The sequence below is a fragment of the Enterococcus sp. DIV0187 genome, assembly GCF_051713785.1.
GTDB classification, from domain to species: Bacteria; Bacillota; Bacilli; order Lactobacillales; family Enterococcaceae; genus Enterococcus_A; species Enterococcus_A avium.
Genome location: NZ_JBIOQO010000001.1, coordinates 1,250,175 through 1,268,847 on the forward strand (window position 1 = coordinate 1,250,175; position 18,673 = coordinate 1,268,847).

21 protein-coding genes are annotated in these 18,673 nt (G+C 39.2%); 1 reads left to right on the forward strand and 20 read right to left on the reverse strand.

Going from position 1 to position 18,673, the window contains the following annotated elements; genetic code table 11:
* Positions 1-3: 3 nt before the first annotated feature.
* From IGI52_RS06115 to IGI52_RS06165, 11 genes are all read right to left on the reverse strand, one after another.
* Positions 4-225: a YozE family protein gene (locus tag IGI52_RS06115; RefSeq protein WP_048720470.1), complete on the reverse strand. Its 222-nt coding sequence runs from the start codon at positions 223-225 to the stop codon at positions 4-6.
* Between the two features lie 36 nt (positions 226-261).
* On the reverse strand, positions 262-948 hold the full coding sequence (locus tag IGI52_RS06120) for a YpmS family protein (protein WP_016179964.1): 687 nt from the start codon (positions 946-948) through the stop codon (positions 262-264).
* Positions 948-1,799: an SGNH/GDSL hydrolase family protein gene (locus tag IGI52_RS06125; protein ID WP_438780742.1), complete on the reverse strand. Its 852-nt coding sequence runs from the start codon at positions 1,797-1,799 to the stop codon at positions 948-950. Before IGI52_RS06125 ends, IGI52_RS06120 begins: the two co-directional genes overlap by 1 nt.
* A 103-nt stretch (positions 1,800-1,902) precedes the next feature.
* Positions 1,903-2,742, reverse strand: a complete 840-nt coding sequence (locus IGI52_RS06130) for a DegV family protein (RefSeq protein WP_102871332.1) — start codon at positions 2,740-2,742, stop codon at positions 1,903-1,905.
* A gap of 110 nt (positions 2,743-2,852) precedes the next feature.
* The gene (locus tag IGI52_RS06135) at positions 2,853-3,347 is read right to left on the reverse strand and encodes a dihydrofolate reductase (protein ID WP_102871333.1); all 495 of its coding nucleotides are present in this window, start codon (positions 3,345-3,347) and stop codon (positions 2,853-2,855) included.
* Between the two features lie 28 nt (positions 3,348-3,375).
* Positions 3,376-5,250, reverse strand: a complete 1,875-nt coding sequence (locus IGI52_RS06140) for an ABC-F family ATP-binding cassette domain-containing protein (protein WP_438780743.1) — start codon at positions 5,248-5,250, stop codon at positions 3,376-3,378.
* 301 nt (positions 5,251-5,551) lie between these two features.
* Complete coding sequence (locus IGI52_RS06145) at positions 5,552-6,115, reverse strand: MarR family winged helix-turn-helix transcriptional regulator (protein ID WP_438780744.1); 564 nt, start codon at positions 6,113-6,115, stop codon at positions 5,552-5,554.
* A gap of 245 nt (positions 6,116-6,360) precedes the next feature.
* Entirely contained in the window at positions 6,361-6,813 is a 453-nt protein-coding gene (locus tag IGI52_RS06150) for a hypothetical protein (protein WP_048718266.1), read from the reverse strand.
* 71 nt (positions 6,814-6,884) lie between these two features.
* Positions 6,885-7,247, reverse strand: a complete 363-nt coding sequence (locus tag IGI52_RS06155; RefSeq protein WP_048718268.1) for a thioesterase family protein — start codon at positions 7,245-7,247, stop codon at positions 6,885-6,887.
* Positions 7,244-8,461: a CCA tRNA nucleotidyltransferase gene (locus IGI52_RS06160; RefSeq protein WP_048718270.1), complete on the reverse strand. Its 1,218-nt coding sequence runs from the start codon at positions 8,459-8,461 to the stop codon at positions 7,244-7,246. The genes IGI52_RS06155 and IGI52_RS06160 overlap by 4 nt, the downstream gene beginning before the upstream one ends.
* Positions 8,458-8,808: a nucleotide pyrophosphohydrolase gene (locus IGI52_RS06165; RefSeq protein WP_438780745.1), complete on the reverse strand. Its 351-nt coding sequence runs from the start codon at positions 8,806-8,808 to the stop codon at positions 8,458-8,460. Before IGI52_RS06165 ends, IGI52_RS06160 begins: the two co-directional genes overlap by 4 nt.
* 157 nt (positions 8,809-8,965) lie before the next feature.
* Here IGI52_RS06165 and IGI52_RS06170 point away from each other — a divergent pair, with 157 nt between their 5' ends.
* A complete protein-coding gene (locus IGI52_RS06170) occupies positions 8,966-9,856 on the forward strand; it encodes a YitT family protein (protein ID WP_016179954.1) in 891 nt (296 codons plus the stop codon).
* Between the two features lie 43 nt (positions 9,857-9,899).
* Here the strand turns inward: IGI52_RS06170 and IGI52_RS06175 are convergent, their stop codons facing one another.
* From IGI52_RS06175 to IGI52_RS06215, 9 genes are all read right to left on the reverse strand, one after another.
* Complete coding sequence (locus IGI52_RS06175) at positions 9,900-10,445, reverse strand: YpiB family protein (RefSeq protein WP_016179953.1); 546 nt, start codon at positions 10,443-10,445, stop codon at positions 9,900-9,902.
* A gap of 14 nt (positions 10,446-10,459) precedes the next feature.
* The gene (locus tag IGI52_RS06180) at positions 10,460-11,707 is read right to left on the reverse strand and encodes a tetratricopeptide repeat protein (RefSeq protein ID WP_438780746.1); all 1,248 of its coding nucleotides are present in this window, start codon (positions 11,705-11,707) and stop codon (positions 10,460-10,462) included.
* Positions 11,708-12,760, reverse strand: coding sequence for a hypothetical protein (locus IGI52_RS06185; protein WP_438780747.1), 1,053 nt, complete (start codon positions 12,758-12,760; stop codon positions 11,708-11,710).
* 156 nt (positions 12,761-12,916) lie between these two features.
* Entirely contained in the window at positions 12,917-13,666 is a 750-nt protein-coding gene (locus IGI52_RS06190; RefSeq protein WP_016179950.1) for a hypothetical protein, read from the reverse strand.
* Positions 13,667-13,841: 175 nt separating this feature from the next.
* A complete protein-coding gene (locus IGI52_RS06195) occupies positions 13,842-14,117 on the reverse strand; it encodes an HU family DNA-binding protein (protein ID WP_010744623.1) in 276 nt (91 codons plus the stop codon).
* 230 nt (positions 14,118-14,347) lie between these two features.
* The gene (gene der, locus IGI52_RS06200) at positions 14,348-15,658 is read right to left on the reverse strand and encodes a ribosome biogenesis GTPase Der (protein ID WP_016179949.1); all 1,311 of its coding nucleotides are present in this window, start codon (positions 15,656-15,658) and stop codon (positions 14,348-14,350) included.
* Between the two features lie 237 nt (positions 15,659-15,895).
* On the reverse strand, positions 15,896-17,116 hold the full coding sequence (rpsA, locus tag IGI52_RS06205; protein ID WP_016179948.1) for a 30S ribosomal protein S1: 1,221 nt from the start codon (positions 17,114-17,116) through the stop codon (positions 15,896-15,898).
* A gap of 146 nt (positions 17,117-17,262) precedes the next feature.
* Positions 17,263-17,934 carry a (d)CMP kinase gene (cmk, locus tag IGI52_RS06210; protein ID WP_438780748.1) on the reverse strand — a complete coding sequence of 224 codons (672 nt, stop codon included), beginning with the start codon at positions 17,932-17,934 and terminating at the stop codon, positions 17,263-17,265.
* Between the two features lie 61 nt (positions 17,935-17,995).
* Positions 17,996-18,649, reverse strand: a complete 654-nt coding sequence (locus tag IGI52_RS06215) for a LysM peptidoglycan-binding domain-containing protein (RefSeq protein ID WP_016179946.1) — start codon at positions 18,647-18,649, stop codon at positions 17,996-17,998.
* Positions 18,650-18,673 lie beyond the last annotated feature (24 nt).

Below are 18,673 nucleotides of genomic sequence, written 5' to 3' on the forward strand. Positions count from 1 at the left end.
GAATTATTTATTATTTTCTAAGTATTTATCCCAAACTTGATCAAACAGATCCATCGAGTCTAAATAATCGACACTCAATTCCAGATAATCAGCAACCTCGTGATAATCCTCCGATTGCTTAGGAAACATAATGTCCTTAGCGACTGCTCCAGCAAATGCCTCGACTGGATCATGGGGATTATGTCCACGTTGGGTCAAGATATAATGATAAAAGCTTCTTCTCAATTGATTCACCTCGATGATTGTTGTGCGTTTTATTGTTTAATCATTGGCTTTCTTTTCTTTTGGTAAATACAGACTAAATTGAATGTCATCGCCAACAAGATCAATGTGGTTCGCTTTAATAAACATGCCATTTTCTAGTTTGAACTCGTTTAACTTCAACACAATCGTTTGATCTTTAGGATCAATTGCTACCCATTTAGGGAATTTATAGCCGCGTTTTACTGTTGCCATTACTTGACTAACTGGCAAGTTTAAAGAACCAATGGATAAATCTCGCGCTTTTAATTGAATATTGCCATTATCCATAACAAACGGATCAAAGTAAAGATAAAAATCAACATTTGCACCTAATATTTTGAATTCGCCCTTTAGCATTGCTTGATTTTCCAAGTAGAACTCATATTTCACATCCGAACCTTTTTGCAAATCATTCAAAAAGTATTCCATTACGGTGTTTAATTTCTTTTTATTTGTGTTCATCGTCAAAACTGGTGAACCCTTTGGTACCGTTGTTTCACTGCTAGGTGGCAAGTTTGTTTCTCTGGCTGTAAATATACGGACGGTAGAGAAAATAATTCCGCCTAATAAGATGCCTACCAATACGAGAAACGCGATTTTCCAACCGTTGATTTTGTTATGAACGGTTTTCGTTGTTCTTGTTTCTGCCTTTTTCTTAGTATCTTTATGTTCTTCGATTTCTTTGTTTTCTTCCTTTTCTGTCATTAATTACGCTCCTTTGTTAACCATAAATCCTTCGTATCGACGATTTTCTCTTGAATCGCTGTCGCCATCAACTGGTAGCCTAAATTATTCGGATGGAAGTTATCTTCGTCGTATAGTGCATCATTCTTCACTTCTGAGGTAAAACTTGTCGATGTCTCAGCACTATCTTTCGTGGCGATTCCTTTATAAAGCAGATCATTGACGGGAACAAAGAAGCAATTCGACATTTCCTTGGTCAATCGCTCGGTCTCTTTATTCCAATTGTCTACAACCGTCTGCATCGCCTTGATATCTGGGAAATTCAAGTAATAAGGATTGTAGATTCCTACGACATAAATTGGAGCCTTCGGATTAAGCTCTCGCATTTCAGCTAAAATATCGGTCACATACTCGCCGTATTTTTTGATTGGACGATTGAACTGCTTAGCTGTTTTTGCGGTGAGATTTTTTTGAAAGGCTTGGAAAAGATCGTTCCCGCCAACGGTCATGGTGATTAGATCCGCACTGGCAAGACTGCTTCGTAAATCTGAATCCTTTTTTACACGTTTTAAAATCTGATCACTGCGTTCGCCCGAAACACCATAGTTGTCTTTTTCAACCGAAGTCAATTCATATTTTTGTTGCAGCGCATCGGTCACTAAAGGTACATATCCACCGCGTTTTGTCTCATCGCCTACTCCTTCAGTCAGTGAATCACCTACTGCAACGAAGTGAACAGATTTCTTATAGTTCTGACTTTCATCTCGAACTACGCGGATTCGCGACTCGGCTTTAGGAATAGTTAAAAAAAGAATAGTCAAAGTAGCAACTGCTGCTACCAATGGAATCAGTAGTATTGAAAATCGTTTCATTCATCTGCTCCTTCTTCTGATTCATAGCTCGCTATAGATTACCTTTGATTAGAAAGGTTCTCTTTGGTAAAAAAAGCGCCTCTATCTCTAGAGGCAGGGACATCTAATCTGTATAATACATGATAGCAAAAGCACCAGGTCCCGTATGGGTAGCCACGATTGGGTTTGTGTGCAGAACTGGAATATGCATATCCGGGAACATCTCTTGTAAAGCTTGCTTAGCCTCGTCAATAAAATCGAGCTTTCCAGCGTAAGATATCCCGATTTGTTTCACATTAACTTTTGCTAACTCATCTTTAAAAGCCGCAAACCATTTGCTAAATGTCTTTTTGCCGCGCCCCTTCGTAATCGGCAACAATTCGCCATCTTCCAGCTCCATCACTACTCGCATATTTAATACACTGGAAATAACTCCAGCTACACGACTAATTCGTCCGCCCTTAACTAAATTATCGAGTGAAGAAATACCGATAAATAGCTTACTGTGATCTTTCACTTTTTCAACACCAGCTAAAACTTCTTCTAACGATGCACCCGCTTTTGCTAGCTTAGCTGCTTCAATTACTTGAAAGGCTTGTGATTGGTCGATAAATCCGCAATCAATAACTGTTACATTACTGCCGCTAAGAAACGTTGCTTGACGCGCTGCTTCGGCAGTCCCGCTTAAGGTATGTGACATATGGATCGAAACGATAGGACTTCCATCTTTTCCTAATTCATCATATAATTCTGCAAAATAGCCAATCGGTGGTTGACTTGTTTTGGGTAGATTTTTAGCCTGCGCCATCATCTCCATAAAGCGCTCGCCTGTTAATTCGTCATCGTCAGGATAGACCACATCGTCAATCATCACTGACAATGGGATAACAGTAATATTTAATTCATCTCGAACCGATTGTTCAATCGTACAAGATGAGTCGGTTACAATTTTAACATTTGGCATTCTGATCCTTCTTTCCATACCTAGTTTCAAATTAATTTCAGTATATCAAAACTAACGAAATAAATCATTGTTGAAACTACTTCTTTAAAATTCTTGAAAGAACCGTGTCTTTACGAATCAGTTCTTTGATAAGTTTCAAAATAATAATCATACGGGTTCTTTTCATCCCTTTGACCTTGATTTCGCTCCGTCAGCTGCCACTTACTCCATTCGATTTCTGGAAAATAAGCATCGCCCTCAAAGCTTTCTTCGATAAAAGTCCGATAAATTTTCTCACAGTATGGCAGAAATTCTGTATAAATCGCAGAACCACCAGCAATAAAGGTCTCTCCGTCATTCTCGCGAGAAAATGCCAAGACCTCCTCCAAAGAATGCATCACCACCACATTTTTAGACTGATAGTTCTTATCTCGTGTTAAGACAATCGTTTGACGATTTGGTAGTGGTCGTCCTCCCATTCCTTCGAAGGTTTTCCGTCCCATGACTAAAGTGTGATTGATCGTTGTTTCTTTAAAAAATCGCAGGTCATTTGGCAAGTGCCATGGTAAATGATTCTTTCTACCAATCAAACCATTTTTATCCTGCGCCCAAATTGCAATTAACATACCGTTCCTCCTACCACATAAAAAAATTTTAATTTTCCTCAATAATTTCGCTCAGATACTCCCAGCGGTTCATTTTCTCATCCAGATCCTGCTCCGTCTGATCAATTTCTTTTTGTAAATCCTGTAATTTTGTAAAATCATCGCCTTGATGATTCATCGCTTCCGTTAATTCCTCGATCTTATTTTCTAACAACGCGATATCATCTTCAATTGTTTCCCATTCCTTCTGTTCATTATAGGAAAGCTTCTTCTTGCGCTCTTTTGGTTGAGGCTTTACCTTAACAGCCTTCTCCTCTTTTACTGGTTTTTGCTGATCTAGATACTCCATAATCGAGCCAAAATAAGAAACAATTTTCCCATCTCCTTCAAAGATCAATAATTTCTCAGCTACCTTATCTAAAAAATAACGATCATGAGAAACAGTAATCACAGCGCCTGAGAATTCCTGTAAATAATCCTCTAATACTGTCAACGTGGCGATATCCAAATCATTCGTAGGTTCATCCAGTAATAAAACATTCGGTTGTTGAATCAGCAATTTTAATAGATAAAGTCGTCTTTTTTCGCCACCTGATAATTTTCCAATTAGTGTTCCATGCATAAATCGAGGAAATAAAAAACGCTCTAATATTTCCGCTACACTAATTTGTGAACCGTCTCGCTGCTTGACTTCCTCCGCCGCTTCTTGCAAATAGGCGATCATTCGTTTATTGGGATCAAGCGTTTCATTTTGTTGGGTGTAATAAGCCAAACGAACGGTTTCACCAATTTCAATAACACCGCTGTCTACTTGTAATCTTCCAGCTAAAAGGTTGAGCAAGGTTGATTTTCCTGCCCCGTTCTTTCCAGTAATACCTAAACGTTCCCTCGTTTGAATTAGTAAATCAAACTGATCCAGAATTGTTTTCCCTTCGATCGCATACGAAGCTTGCTTTACTTCCAAAACCTTCTTACCAAGTCGAGTCGTCGCAATGTTCATCTCAAGCTGTCCATCGGTCTTGACTTGATTTAGATTCTCTTTCAAGTCTTCAAACCGGTTGATCCGCGCCTGCTGCTTGGTTGTTCGAGCCTTGGCACCCGCACGCATCCAGGCTAGTTCCTGTTTGTACAGCTGTTTTCTTTTACCTTCCTGTTCAATGGCGATCCGATCACGTTCAGCCTTTTCAACTAGATACGCTTCATAATTTCCATGATATTCATAAAGATTACCAAAAGAAAGCTCAAAAATGCGATTTGTCACTCGATCTAAGAAATAGCGATCATGAGTGACCATCAACAGTGAGCCTGTATAGCTTTTCAAATAACTTTCCAACCATTGAATCGCATCGTAGTCTAAATGGTTCGTTGGTTCATCCAACAATAGGAGATCTGGTGCGTCAATCAGAACTTGAGCCAATGCGACACGCTTGATTTGTCCCCCTGAAAGCTCTCCGATTCGCTTATTCAATGTATCTATCCCTAACTTGTTCAAGATCGCTTTCGCTTCACTATCAGCTGTCCAAGCGTCTTGCTTGTTCATCGATTCTTCGGCTAGACTAAATTGTCGCTGAAGGTCTGCAGTATTCTCATGAGATAAGTTTAGTAAAGCCTTTTCATAGTCACGGACTGTCTGCATCAGTGGATTATTCCCTTGAAAAACAACATCCAAAACCAATAATTCTTCAGTAAAAGTCTGTTCCTGCGCTAAGTAGCCAATCCGATAATCGCTCGCTTTTTCGATTGCCGAAACATCACCATCTCCACTATCTTTACCGGCTAGAATTGTTAGCAGACTGGATTTACCAGTTCCGTTGACTCCGATCAATCCAATTCGATCTTTTTCGTGAATTAAAAAGGAAATACGATCAAATAACGTCTTATCTCCAAATGTTTTGTATAGCTCTGTTACTTTTAATTCTTTCATCTCAAACCATCCTCAAATTTCTCTACGTTATTGTAACAAAAAAAGACCGTAAAGGAAATTTTTCCTTTACGGCTTTCTCAACTATAAAAAAAGTATAAAATTTTTAGAAGAGTATATCGCTTTACAGGAGACATATCCATATCCGGCTTCACAAAATAGTTTTTTCGGCAATAAGCAAAAATATTTAGAAATATTTTGGTCTTATTGCTGAGACACACAGCGACTGCTTGCAAAGCTGATATGGAACAGTACCTACTTGGTGCTCAAAAGCTGAGCAAGTTCGCGAAGCCTTTCTTAATTCTTACCAATTAAAATCAGCAAAATCCAAGAAGTGACGTGAATGAGCCGGACCTCTTCCGTGTGGACCATGTCCATGCGGTGGTCGTGGACCATCGAAGCCTCTACCTCCACCAAAGAATTCCTCTGAATTTTCTTCGCCTAACTCATTTTTTAACCTTTCATTTAATTTCTCAACTAATCGTGTCCATTCTGCCTTCTCCTCATCGCTAAAATCAGCAAATAACTCTTCTCCAAAATCTGGCGCATCAGAAATCTTTTCAGCTTCTTCGCGACCTTGTTCAGTTAAACGAATGATCATCACACGACGATCTTGTTCTGAGGCTTCGCGGGTAATCAATTCTTTATCCTCTAGCTTTTGCAATAATTCTCCAACTGATTGAGCTCGCATGCCAAGGACGAACGTCAAATCCTTTTGACTAATCTCTGGATTCATCTTTAATAATGCTAATACTCTTCCTTGACCTCGATGTGGCCCGTAACTCTGATTTTTTGCCATTTGACGATGGTAATAACGTCGTAAGTCATGTTGTAGTTTCATAAATTTTTCATTCATTTGATTTTCCATAATAATCTCTCCTTATTTGTTCAGGTACCTTACATTTATATAATACAGGTACCTGAACAATATATCAAGGAAGTACCCTAAATTATTCCGGTACCTTAGTAATTTCTTTAGAAATCTGCTTCAAATGATAAACTAATTGTAAAGTTAGTTCGAAATTCAGGGAATTCTTTTTCTGGTCACACCAACACAAAAAAGTGACAAAAAAAAACAAGCATCCTTAATTGAATGCTTGTTTTAAATATCTTTTAAAATTGATCGCCATATACATCATCCACATTTTTCGTTGGATCAATTACGATATATAAGCTTTTTGTTTTTTCAGAAACTTTTGTTGATTGGTATACATTGTCAAGACCTTCAGTGTCTTTGTCCTTATAAGGGAAATACACAGAATCAGGATGCCCTGCACGATAAATAATATCCATCCGTTCGATGTCTTCGAATTTACGTGCACGTTCAAACATTCCTAGCTCTAGTCCGCCTAGGTTGATATCTGTTGTTTGAACATGGTCGCCTTCTTGATAAATTTCGATCTTGAATCCCGCACATGGATGAATTTCTACAAATTCACTCCCATGAATTCTTCCGAAGCTAGTGGTAATTTGTTTAATCCACAAATCGCCAATGTAACGACGATCAATCGTCCATGTTTCGCCATTACGAAAATAGAATTTTAACGCTGTCATTTCTCTTGCCATTCTACATTCTCCTCACTACTAATCTAAAACAAGTTTAGCATACCTTGAGTAAACGGTCACATGTTGTGCTCTCACTTCACTTTTTTTAGGAAAGCTGCTGTTTCTACAATCACTCGCTGATGATCAGCTTCCCCGATCAATTGCTTTCCGTCAAAGGCTTTAATGGAAAATGACACTTTGTTTCTTTCATTTTCAAGCATTTCTGCCTCAACTTTTACCTCTGCTCCCACAGCAGACGGTGCTAAATGCTTTAACGTCATTTTAAAGCCAACACTGGTCTGCTCAGAAGAGAGTTCGGGTGCTAAGAGTTGCTTAGCACAATTCTCCATCATCGCTACTAAAGCTGGGGTCGCCAACACTTCTAAATCACCTGAACCCATGTTTAACGCTGTTTGTTCTTCTTTAACTTGATAAAGCTGGGTTAATTTTTTCATGACATCTCCTTTTCTAAGAAATCTTCTGCAAAAGCAAGTAATGCTTCTTTTTCGTTTTTCAAATTCCCTTCAACAACTTCTTGCTCCAATTTGTTTAAAGTCATACTGATCCAAGGTCCACGAGGATAATCAAAATGATCCTTCACTTCATTCCCCTTTAAAGCTAAATCCTTCAATGAATAGATCGGCAAAAATTGATAAAGCAAACGAATTTTTGCTAGGTTTGGTTCGCGATCAAAATAATAAAGTAAGTATTCTACAGACAATGCCAATTCTCTGCCAAGTTGATACAATGTCCAATTATCCCACTCAAATTTCAAACGGAATTGTAAAGCCGGTACCATCTCAGTTACTTCTCTAATCAATTGATTAGAACATTTCCATTCCTTCATGAAGTAGCGGATATCTGTGATATTCATATCCAACATGATCATTAAAAGCGTCCATGCTTGCCGCTCAGTTGGAACGGCAGGCCCATGAAGCTCGGAAAAATTTAATAACGCAGTGCCGTAATCACGCAGCCCTGGACAATAAATATAGCATTCTGATTCGACAAAAGAACGCAATCCTGCTTCTCTGAAGGAACCCATCATTAGTTTGACAAATTCTACGTTGATCCGTTCCACAGATATCTTAGCTAATAGTGAATGATATTCTTGAATCGCCTCGAAGGTATTAGCCTCTAATGTAAAGCCCAAATGGCTGACAAAGCGTAGAGCTCGCATCATCCGCAGAGCATCCTCGTGAAATCGTTCATAGGGATTTCCTACTGCACGTAATACTTTATTTCTTAAATCCTCTAGTCCATCAAACAGATCAATTACTGTCCCGTCGATTCCTACGGCTAACGCATTAATTGTAAAATCACGACGCTTTAAATCTTCCTTTAGCGAGCGAACAAATTCCACATGATCCGGACGACGATAATCCTGATAGGTCGACTCCGTTCGAAATGTCGTCACTTCGTAGGTGGCTTCCTTTGTAATCACCATCACTGTGCCATGATCAATTCCAACATCGATGGTCCTATGAAACAGTTCTTTTACTTCTGCCGGAAAAGCACTGGTAGCTATGTCAACATCATGGATTGGTTTATTCAGTAGTATATCCCGCACGCTGCCCCCAACATAGTAAGCTTCATACCCTGCTTCTTGCAATTTACGCAGAATCGGCATCGCACCTTGAAATTCTAATGGAAAAGCTTCTAATCTCATTGTGTCTCCCCTTCCATCAAACCATCTTTGCGCTCGAAACGAAAACGATCGCGTTGGTTAAACTTCGCCATATTGCGATTGAAGGTCTCTGTTAAATCAATCCCTAAGGAGTTCGCCATGATAATCGTCACAACTAGGACATCTCCCAGTTCTTCTTCGACTGTTTTTGGCTTCTCTGTTTCTTTCTTTGGCTTTTCTCCATAATAATGATTAACCTCTCGGGCTAGCTCTCCAACTTCCTCTGTTAAACGAGCCATTTGGCCAAGTGGGGAAAAATAACCAGTTTTAAATTGTTGGATATAATCATCAACTTCTTGTTGCATGATTTTCATTGTCTTTTCATTCATCAAACCACCTCAAACCTATCTTATCAAAAAACAGATTTGTTTCCTATCATGTTGTTGTAACTATCTGAATTTCATGCTATGTTGGTTGAGGACTGAAATTGTACAGAATCAGGTTTTACTCACTATCCAATCAGCAAATAAAAACAGGAGGTGTCGTATGGAAACGACTATGACTACACGGATCAAAGAAATTCTATTTATTGTGGTGGGAACAGCGATTTATGCATTTGGTCTCGTCTATTTAAATATTGCGAATCATTTAGCAGAAGGCGGCGTCACTGGTATTACATTGATTATTCGCGCTCTTTTTGGCATCGATCCTGCCTACACAACATTACTCATCAATATTCCATTGATTTTGATTGGCGGAAAAATTTTGGGAAAACGTTCTTTTTATTACACCATTTTAGGAACCGTTTGCTTGTCGGTATTCTTGTGGATCTGGCAAAGAATTCCTCTGCAGATTAACTTGGACCACGATTTATTTATCGTATCAATTTTGGCGGGGTTATTTGCCGGCTTTGGCAGCGGTTTGGTTTATCGTAATGGTGGAACAACCGGCGGTGCTGATGTCATCGCTCGAATATTAGAACAAAAGATCGGCTTCACCATGGGAAAATCATTGCTAATTTTCGATATCGTTGTGTTGATCTGTTCATTAACCTACCTAGACCTGAAACGAATGATGTACACACTAATCGTCTCATTTGTCTTTAGTAAAGTCGTGGATGTACTATCTTCAGGTGGTTATGCAGCCAAGGGTGTGATGATCATCTCAAACGAAAGCAATGTAATTGCTGAATTATTGATGGCGCATTTGGAACGAGGAGTAACTTATCTTCATGGTGAAGGTGGCTTCTCATCAGAATTAAAACGCATCGTTTATATTGTGGTTTCTCAACAGGAAATTAATGAAGTGAAAAAAATCATCCACTCTGTTGATGAAAAGGCCTTTATCCTAATTAGTAACGTCCATGATGTTGAGGGTGAAGGATTTACTTACTTAAGGCCTCAGCGACGAAGATTTACTTTAAAACGCTCCAATTAAAAAGCATCGCACGACTGACATCCATGCTAGTCGTGCGATGCTTTTAACTATTTAGCTTAAGTTTCAAGCGATTCAACTCATCTGATAACGTTAGAAAAGCTTCCTTATCACCATCTTCTAGAGCCATATCAATTTGTTTCTTGAGTAGATTCATTTGAGCTTCTTTTTCCTGGTACTTCAAGAAATTCTCAACTTCTGAAATAATTTCCTCACTAACATTGTCATTCCATGAAAGAGCAGGATTGTCCTCAAGCACGGATAAGTATTGGGCATTTTGCCAAGAATGCGGAAACACACATTCCAAGTATAAAGGCTGTTGCCAATGCAGACGAATCTCATGAAAAATTTGATCACTATTAGAAAACTGATGACCTTCAATCGAAAATACCATCGGTTCTTCTCGTTGAGTGATATCGCGAAAAACCAATCCACGTTCTGTTTCTAAAGCTTGCTCCACAATATGGACATTTCGCAAAATCGCCTCATGATTAATTAGATAGTTCAAAATCCAGATCACTTCTCGCCGTTGAAAACTCACATTGTTGATCAACCAAACAAGAAATTCGCGTTTTTCACCTACATCGATCATTTTTCCTCACCTCTCTACTCTTCTAGTAATGATTGTACTTCCAAATCACCTGGTTCCATTTCTAAATAGTTGGTTAATACAGCGCGGGCTGGTTCCAATTGCCCATCTTCTCGTAAAAAGATGCCGTAAGCTTTTAAGAAATCTGGTTCATGAGCTAAATCCTCATAAGCCTGTTTATAATACGTACCGGCAGCCGCGAAATCCTCTAGTTCGTTATAAGCCTGAGCTAAATTCCATGCGGCATAAGGATTTCCCTCTTCCTCCATTTGGCTAATCATTTCAATCGCCTTATCCGGCTGATCCTCATTTAAATACAGATTACTTATGGTTAACAGGGACTCATCCGTTTTATCCCCTGTTTCAAGAGCTTGCAGCAATAATTCCTCTGCCTTTTTGCTATCACGTAAACGATAAGCAATTTCTGAAGCCAAATGCAAGAGCTCGACCTGATAAGGATTTTCCTTGATCCCTTCTTCAGCGGCAAGCAACGCTTCTTCTAGCAGCTCCTCTTCTTTCAAGCTGTCAGCAAGATAGTAATAGCCGCTTTGATATTGTGGATCAAGCGTAATCAGCTCTTGCAAATAGTTGATCGCTTTTTGATGATCGTGGATTTGATAGTAAGTAAAACCTAATTGGAATAAACGATCAGAGGTATGTTCCTGCTCTAAAGCACGTTCCAAAAACGGAATGGCTTCTTCAAAGCCCCCCATCATACTATAGGCTGTACCGATTCGCTCATCAATCGAGATGTTGGCAATTTCGTCGACTCCTTGTTTTTGAAGCTGTCCATATTCATTGATGGCTTCTCCTAATTGATTGGTTGTAAAGTGAAGTTCAGCTAAAGCAAAGGTAATCAACGGTTCCTCTGGTGCAATCGTTTTTGCCTGTAATAATTTTGCTTCACTCACTTCTGGAATGCCTAAGACCTGATACAAATCAGCTGTTACTAGTAGGCTTTCTAAATAATTATCGCTTTCTGGTTCAATTTTTTCTAAATATTCAAAGGCACCATCAATGTCATCATTCTCGATGGCAATCTCTGCTAATGAAAGATAAAAGACATCCTCTTCTGGAAAATCCTTTAACAATTTCTCCAAAATACGTTTAGCTTCCTCTAGAAATCCCAATGCTTGAAGTTCTTCTGCTAAACTTGCCAGTATTTCTGGTTCGTCATTTTTTAGGGCCTCTTCGAACAGTAGATTGGCCTCGCCTAAATCTTCATCTTTTAGTGCTGCGAGCATTTTTTCACTATAACTTGACATCTATTCTCCCCTGATCTCTGTAACGATTTTTTGATATATTTCAAATGTTTGAAGTAATTCTTTTTGCGTCGGAACCTTTTTCATTCCGACTTCACCGACTTGAATTAATCCCGCCAGTGGTTTTTCTTTTGCTAGTGCAATCACCTGCTGACCGTAATCAGCCAACGAGATTCCCTCTGGTACAATGATTGGAAAACCTAATCGCACCAACCATATCATAAAATTTTTGAAATTGAAATGAAGATTACTTGCTGAAACATTCCATGCCAATTCAAACAACAGACCGAACATTGTTTTCATACTATTTGACAGCAGCGAGCCGTTTTCCGTTTGAAAAAAAGCTTTCTCAAAGGTTTTCCCGAAATCATTGAGCTGTTGACTGTTGGTTTGATAATAATTGATCAGCCTTTCGCTAAACGCCGAGAATGACTGCTGCAAAAGCGCCTCGCTGGTAGGAAAATTTACATACAGACTTTGTAAAAAAGGGTAATCACAAACGATTCCACAGCGAATCAACGTCAATAGATCCACCATTTTGCCGGTTTTTTGTTGATCTGCTAAGGTATGATCAAATAGGATGCTTTGAGGCACCTCTTCAATCTCCATGACTGTCGTTAAATTTTTTTCTGAGAGGATTTGATCAACAAACGAGAGACTTTGAGCAAAGGATCTCAGCGAAACTGGTAAAAAGCACAGCTCGGTATCAAAGTTTGTCACATGGTGAGTAAATCCTAACAGTTCTATTACCCCTTCATTACCAATTCCAAGAAAAATCGTTTCCTTTTGCCGACTAAACCGTTCCAGAAAGTGAATCAGCTCTTGAAAATTATCCATAGTATTGCAATAGCGATTATTCGGCGTGATGAACCAATCATGTGTACTTGATTTTGGAATAAATTGTCTTAACTTTTCCGCGTATAAATCATAATAACGCTGGTTGCCGCAAAATAGAATCTGTTTATTTTCCAAATCTTTTTTGCGCATCATTGAAGCGACGGTTTCACCATACGTGATTCGCGTTTCATGAAGCTTATTTCGATATGTTACTTCCATCACGTTCACCCCGTTTACTTCATTTTATACTACAAAAAAACCTCCCGCAACAAATCTGCGAAAGGCTGATGGTTATTTCTAGGATATTCCTCAAAATCTTTCAAGTTTCTATATTTTTGAATAGATTGAAAACTCACTACACATAAATTATATGACTTATTGATTTTGTGGTGTTTGCTGTTGGTCCTGGACTGGCGTTTCTTGATTCGAAGGGTTTTGTTCCCCATTTGACTGATTTGATTGAACGCCTTGATTTCCTTGCGGCGTTTGCTGTTGATTTTGTTCTTGCTGCGGGATCTGCTGTTGCTGATTGTTTTGACCCTGCTGCGGTGTTTGTTGCTGATAATAATTCTGTCCTTGTTGTGGTGTCTGTTGATACGGTTGTTGATTTGCCCGCTCTTCCACCTGAGACAATTCCTCAAAGGTGAGCACACCATCGTTATTTAAATCTGATGGCGAATAACCCTCCTTAATTACCCGTTCACCATTTGACAAGATACGCAGGACCGTAACTTGTTCTCCCCAAGGTGTAGTCAATACCTGTCCAATACTCGACGTATCAACTGTTGATGATTCAGCAGTTGTTTCTGTTGACACACCTGTAGAATCATTTAAACTTATTTCCCGCTTTGGAATAACTTCATCATCGGAGGACCCATAGAAATATAATCCAACCATCACACCGATGAGTATTAGTGGAACTGATATTAGTAATATGATAAAGTTGCGCCGCTTCCTCTTTTTATCTTCTCTTTCTATTTGTGCTTCTGCCTCCAAAAAAGCTTGTCGCCACTTAGGATCATTTTGTCTTTGTGCAAGAAATTCATATGAATGCCAAGAATCATTTTTTGGTACATAGTACAATTTCTCCTTCGACATCGCTTCACCAACCTTCTTCTTTTTCATTAAATCCTCTTTATTATTCTATCGTAAGCAAAGCCTTTCGTAAAATGAAAAATAAGTTAAAAATTGAGTGAAATAACGATTCTTCGCGGAAATAAGATTCAAATAATCTTAGTTCTATTTTTAGAGAAAAAAAACCGTTGCGACTTTAGAGTCACAACGGTTTCAGCAGCAAAAATTATTTAACTGCATCTTTTAGCGCTTTACCTGGTTTGAATGCAGGTACTTTGCTTGCTGGAATTTCGATTTCTTCACCAGTTTGTGGGTTACGTCCTTTGCGGGCCGCACGTTCACGTACTTCAAAGTTACCGAAGCCGATCAACTGAACTTTTTCACCTTCAGCTAATGCGTCTTGGATAGTTGAAAATACAGCATCGACAGCAGCTGTAGCGTCTTTCTTAGTTAAGTCAGTAGCTGCTGCAACTTTTTCGATCAATTCTGCTTTGTTTGCCATGAATGAATTCACCTCCTGAGAAATGAGTATTGATGTTAAAAACATCAACTGATAAACTGAGTGGTCCAGTCATCAGTAAAGAAATATTGATTTGGTCAATATTCTGTTATAACGATAGCATAAGAACCTTATGTTAGCAAGGTTTTTAGCGATTAATGGCATAAAATTCATGGTTGTTTTATCATTCAGTGAAATCTGTTGTCAGCAAAATAAAAGTATGATAAAATACCTTATTTTCTTCTGCGGGCGATTATTTTTATCGGTGTTCCTTCAAATTCAAAAGCTTTTCGAATTTGATTCTCTAAAAAGCGCGCATATGAAAAATGCATCAGTTCTTCTTCATTCACAAATACAACAAAAGTTGGTGGCTTTACCGCAACCTGAGTAGCATAAAAAATCTTCAAACGTTTGCCTTTATCTGTTGGTGTCGGATTGATCGCTACCGCATCCATGATGATATCATTCAGGACAGATGAAGGAATTCGTAAGTTTTGATTCATGCTGACTTCTTCAATCATCATCGGAATCTTGTTCAATCGTTGCTTCGTTATAGCAGACACAAAGACGATTGGTGCATAATCTAAGTAGGCAAACTCATCACGAATCTCTTCCTCAAATTCTTTCATGGTATTGGTATCTTTTTTTACCAAATCCCATTTATTAACGACAATAATCACTCCACGGCCCGCTTCATGGGCATATCCAGCAATTCGCTTATCTTGCTCCCGAATGCCTTCTTCTCCATTTAAAACGACGAGAACGACATCTGAGCGATCGATGGCACGCATTGCACGCATCACAGAATATTTCTCAGTGTTTTCGTAAACTTTCCCACGTTTTCTCATTCCGGCAGTATCAATCATCGTAAACTCTTGGCCATTTTCACCAACAAATTTTGTATCAATCGCGTCACGAGTCGTTCCTTCAATATCAGAAACAATGACACGATCTTCACCTAAAATAGCGTTAATCAAAGAAGATTTACCAACATTTGGACGGCCGATCAAACTAAATTTGATTGACTGGTCTTCATCCTCTTCATTATCTGCTGGGAAATGTTTGACTGCTTCATCCAGTACATCTCCCAAGCCGAGCCCATGGCTTCCTGATACAGGGTACGGTTCGCCTAAACCCAGTGAATAAAATTCGTAGATATCGTTTCGCATTTCAGGATTATCGACCTTATTAACCATCAAGATAATCGGTTTTTTACTACGATACAAGATTTTAGCAACAGCTTCGTCGGCATCAGTGACGCCTTCTTTTCCGCTCGCAACAAGTAAAATGACATCCGCTTCATCGATAGCAATCTGTGCCTGTTGTTTAATCTGCTCCATAAATGGTTCATCACCAATATCAATTCCGCCGGTGTCAATAATTGAAAATTCGTGGTCTAGCCACTCGCCTTTTGCATAGATCCGGTCGCGTGTAACACCTGGAGTATCTTCAACGATCGAAATGCGCTCTCCAGCGATCCGATTAAACAATGTTGATTTACCGACATTTGGACGACCAACAATTGCAATTGTAGGATTTGACATAATTTAACTCCTCGTTTCTATTAATTACTTTTCTACTAGAAAAAAATCATCTGAGAGATACAGCAGATACCCGACATTCTAAAAATGCCGGTGCTTTTTCCAAATTCTCTTTAGTTTAACTAAGAAAACTCCTTCTTGCAAGAGAAGGAGCCATTTTCATTAAAATATAAGGTATTCATTTATGCTGAAAAACGGACCAGACAAAAAAGACGTGCTAAAGCACGTCTTCAATGATTTCTATTCTTGTTCTTCTGAGTCTTCATTTAAAGCATCGCCTAAAATATCACCCATTGTGAAACCAGTATTTTCTTCTGGCAACTCATATGAGTCTTCTTCCACCGGCTCTGGTTTTGCTTCTTCTGGTTTCTCTTCTAATGCTTTAATTGAAAGAGCCACACGATGGTCCTCAGGATGTACTTCTAGAACTTTCACCTGTACTTGGTCGCCTTCATGCAACACTTCGTGAGGAGTTGCAATATGTTTGTGAGAGATCTGAGAGATATGCACTAAGCCCTCAACACCTGGGAAAATTTCAACAAATGCACCAAAACTGGTCAAACGTTTCACAGTTCCTTCAAGCACAGAACCTGGAGCGGCTTTTTCTTCAATATCTGTCCAAGGTCCAGGCAGATTCGCCTTGATGGATAATGAAATCCGTTCTTTTTCTGGATCAACAGAAAGGACTTGAACTTCTACTTCATCACCAACGCTTAATACATCAGCAGGTTTTGCCACATGACTGTGAGAAATCTCTGACACATGAACCAATCCGTCGATGCCGCCAAGATCAATGAACGCGCCAAAGTCTGTCAAACGAGCAACTTGCCCTTTGATAACTTGACCTTCGTACAAGTCTGCTAAGATTTCCTTTTTCTTCTCAGCTTTCTCCGCTTCAACAACTGCTTTATGAGATAGAATCAAACGATTCTCAGAAGGTTCGATTTCAATAATTTTAAATTTCAATGTTTTTCCAGTATATACCGAAAAATCATCTACAAAATGGTCATCAATCATTGAAGCAGGTACAAATCCGCGCACTCCTACATCAACTACCAAACCACCTTTAACGCTGCTGGTTACTGGTGCTTCGATGATTTTTCCATCTTGGAATTCTTTCTCAATATCTTCCCAAACTTTCTTCGCGTCTAGGCGGCGTTTAGAAAGGAGATAACTTCCATTTTCTTTGTCTTTTCCAATAGAAGAGATAACGACTAAATCAAGAATATCGCCAACCTTGACTTCTTCATTGATATCTTCAACAGGTAAAGTTGAAAGCTCTTTAGCAGGAACAACACCTTCTACTCCCGCACCTTCAATACCAACGATAACTTGTTTATCTTCTAAGGCAAGCACCTCGCCTTTAACAATATCGCCAACTTGAACTTCATTCACACTTTCCATTGCTGCTTCCATGGAAACATTCTCGTTATCCATCGAATTTTGTTCTAAATCTGTCATGTCGTTTGTCCTCCTTACCAACAATTCTGCGTAAACTGCACTACATATCCTATTTTAGATGAATCCACATGAAAAATAAAGCGATTTCTTCTTTTTTTCTAAAAAATTGAAAGAAATTCGCTTTATTTATCGTTTTTATCCAAAATTTAGAAACCTTTTGACTGGATTACCTCTTTAATCTTCGTTACTACCTGTTCAATCGACATTCCAGTCGTATCGACCAATTCAGCATCTTCTGCCTGAATAAGAGGCGAAACTTCCCGATGCGAATCCAAATAATCTCGCTTAGCAATGGCCTCTTTAATCGCTTCAAAATCCATCTCTATTCCTTTTTCTTGATTTTCCTTATATCGACGTTGTGCTCGTTCGTCAACACTTGCGACTAGAAAAATTTTCACTTCTGCTTGCGGCAGTACGGTTGTACCAATATCACGACCATCCATGACAACACCGCCAGCTTGAGCTAGCTTTCTTTGCGCTTCGACTAATTCTTCACGAACTTTTCTATGAGCGGATACCTCAGAAACAGCCTCCGTCACGTCCGGCTGTCTAATTGCCTGTGTGATCTCTTCATCATCAGCGAAGACAAGTTGTCCATGAGCAGATTGCTTGAAGGTGATTGGATACTTTTTTGTTAATTCGGCTAAACCATCTTCATCTGAAAATGCAATATTGTGCTTGATTGCTAAAAAAGTTATAGCTCGGTACATCGCACCCGTATCCACATAAATAAAATGAAAGTCACTCGCTAAAATTTTTGCTACGGTGCTTTTACCAGACGATGCGGGACCGTCGATTGCAATTGAAATTTTTTCCATGTTTCTGCCTCTTTTCAATAAATAAGCCGTAATCGCTAGCGATTACGGCAAAGTATTCAAATTATTTAATACGCACTTGCTGCCCTGGATCAAAATAGAAATTGCTTCTATCCATCCCATTCAGTCTTAAAAATTCATCGACACTCAAGCCATAGCGTCCAGCAATTTGTTGTGGACCTTCACCTGCTTGAACTGTACCGTATTGTGCGTTTGCATCATTCGTTGTACTTGAAGATGGTGTTGTTTGTTGCGCTGCGGCTGCAGAACGTGATGCTTCTGCTTGCGCTTGTGCCTCTGCGGCTGCCTGAGATTCAGCTGCAGCTTGTTGCTGTGCTTGCTGATCAGCGGCTTGTTGCTGCTCTTGTTGATTTGCTTCTGAATCAGTTGAAGATGTGCTTTCTTCTGTACTACTTTCTTCGGTGCTTGACTTTTCTGTTGAAGAAACCTTTGATACCTGAGTCGTACTTTCAGGAGAGGCTGCTGGCTTGTCGTTATCACGAGTAATCCAGAAAAAGGCACCAGCTGGAATCAAAATAAGGGCTAATAATAATGCGACTAGAATCGTCAAGAATTTCGTATTTCCGCCACCTTTGTTTCCACCACCACTACGACGAGACTGGCTGCGTGAATAGGTTTCTTCTTCACTATCAGATTCGTAAATATGTTGATCCCACGGTTCGTTGTTCGTATCGTTATAGCGATCTTTTCTACTCAATTTCTCTAACCTCCTAAATGCTAT

Coding starts and splice junctions, on each gene's coding strand:
- IGI52_RS06195 (WP_010744623.1), bottom strand. CDS start 14,117: ATGGCAAACAAAGCAGAATTGATCGAAAAAGTTGCAGCAGCTACTGAC.
- IGI52_RS06185 (WP_438780747.1), bottom strand. CDS start 12,760: ATGGAAGTAACATATCGAAATAAGCTTCATGAAACGCGAATCACGTAT.
- IGI52_RS06190 (WP_016179950.1), bottom strand. CDS start 13,666: ATGAAAAAGAAGAAGGTTGGTGAAGCGATGTCGAAGGAGAAATTGTAC.
- IGI52_RS06170 (WP_016179954.1), top strand. CDS start 8,966: ATGGAAACGACTATGACTACACGGATCAAAGAAATTCTATTTATTGTG.
- rpsA (WP_016179948.1), bottom strand. CDS start 17,116: ATGACAGATTTAGAACAAAATTCGATGGATAACGAGAATGTTTCCATG.
- IGI52_RS06125 (WP_438780742.1), bottom strand. CDS start 1,799: ATGAAACGATTTTCAATACTACTGATTCCATTGGTAGCAGCAGTTGCT.
- IGI52_RS06130 (WP_102871332.1), bottom strand. CDS start 2,742: ATGCCAAATGTTAAAATTGTAACCGACTCATCTTGTACGATTGAACAA.
- IGI52_RS06120 (WP_016179964.1), bottom strand. CDS start 948: ATGACAGAAAAGGAAGAAAACAAAGAAATCGAAGAACATAAAGATACT.
- IGI52_RS06175 (WP_016179953.1), bottom strand. CDS start 10,445: ATGATCGATGTAGGTGAAAAACGCGAATTTCTTGTTTGGTTGATCAAC.
- der (WP_016179949.1), bottom strand. CDS start 15,658: ATGTCAAATCCTACAATTGCAATTGTTGGTCGTCCAAATGTCGGTAAA.
- IGI52_RS06155 (WP_048718268.1), bottom strand. CDS start 7,247: ATGAAAAAATTAACCCAGCTTTATCAAGTTAAAGAAGAACAAACAGCG.
- IGI52_RS06165 (WP_438780745.1), bottom strand. CDS start 8,808: ATGAATGAAAAGACAATGAAAATCATGCAACAAGAAGTTGATGATTAT.
- IGI52_RS06135 (WP_102871333.1), bottom strand. CDS start 3,347: ATGTTAATTGCAATTTGGGCGCAGGATAAAAATGGTTTGATTGGTAGA.
- cmk (WP_438780748.1), bottom strand. CDS start 17,934: ATGGAAAAAATTTCAATTGCAATCGACGGTCCCGCATCGTCTGGTAAA.
- IGI52_RS06145 (WP_438780744.1), bottom strand. CDS start 6,115: ATGGAAAATCAAATGAATGAAAAATTTATGAAACTACAACATGACTTA.
- IGI52_RS06160 (WP_048718270.1), bottom strand. CDS start 8,461: ATGAGATTAGAAGCTTTTCCATTAGAATTTCAAGGTGCGATGCCGATT.
- IGI52_RS06150 (WP_048718266.1), bottom strand. CDS start 6,813: ATGGCAAGAGAAATGACAGCGTTAAAATTCTATTTTCGTAATGGCGAA.
- IGI52_RS06180 (WP_438780746.1), bottom strand. CDS start 11,707: ATGTCAAGTTATAGTGAAAAAATGCTCGCAGCACTAAAAGATGAAGAT.
- IGI52_RS06140 (WP_438780743.1), bottom strand. CDS start 5,250: ATGAAAGAATTAAAAGTAACAGAGCTATACAAAACATTTGGAGATAAG.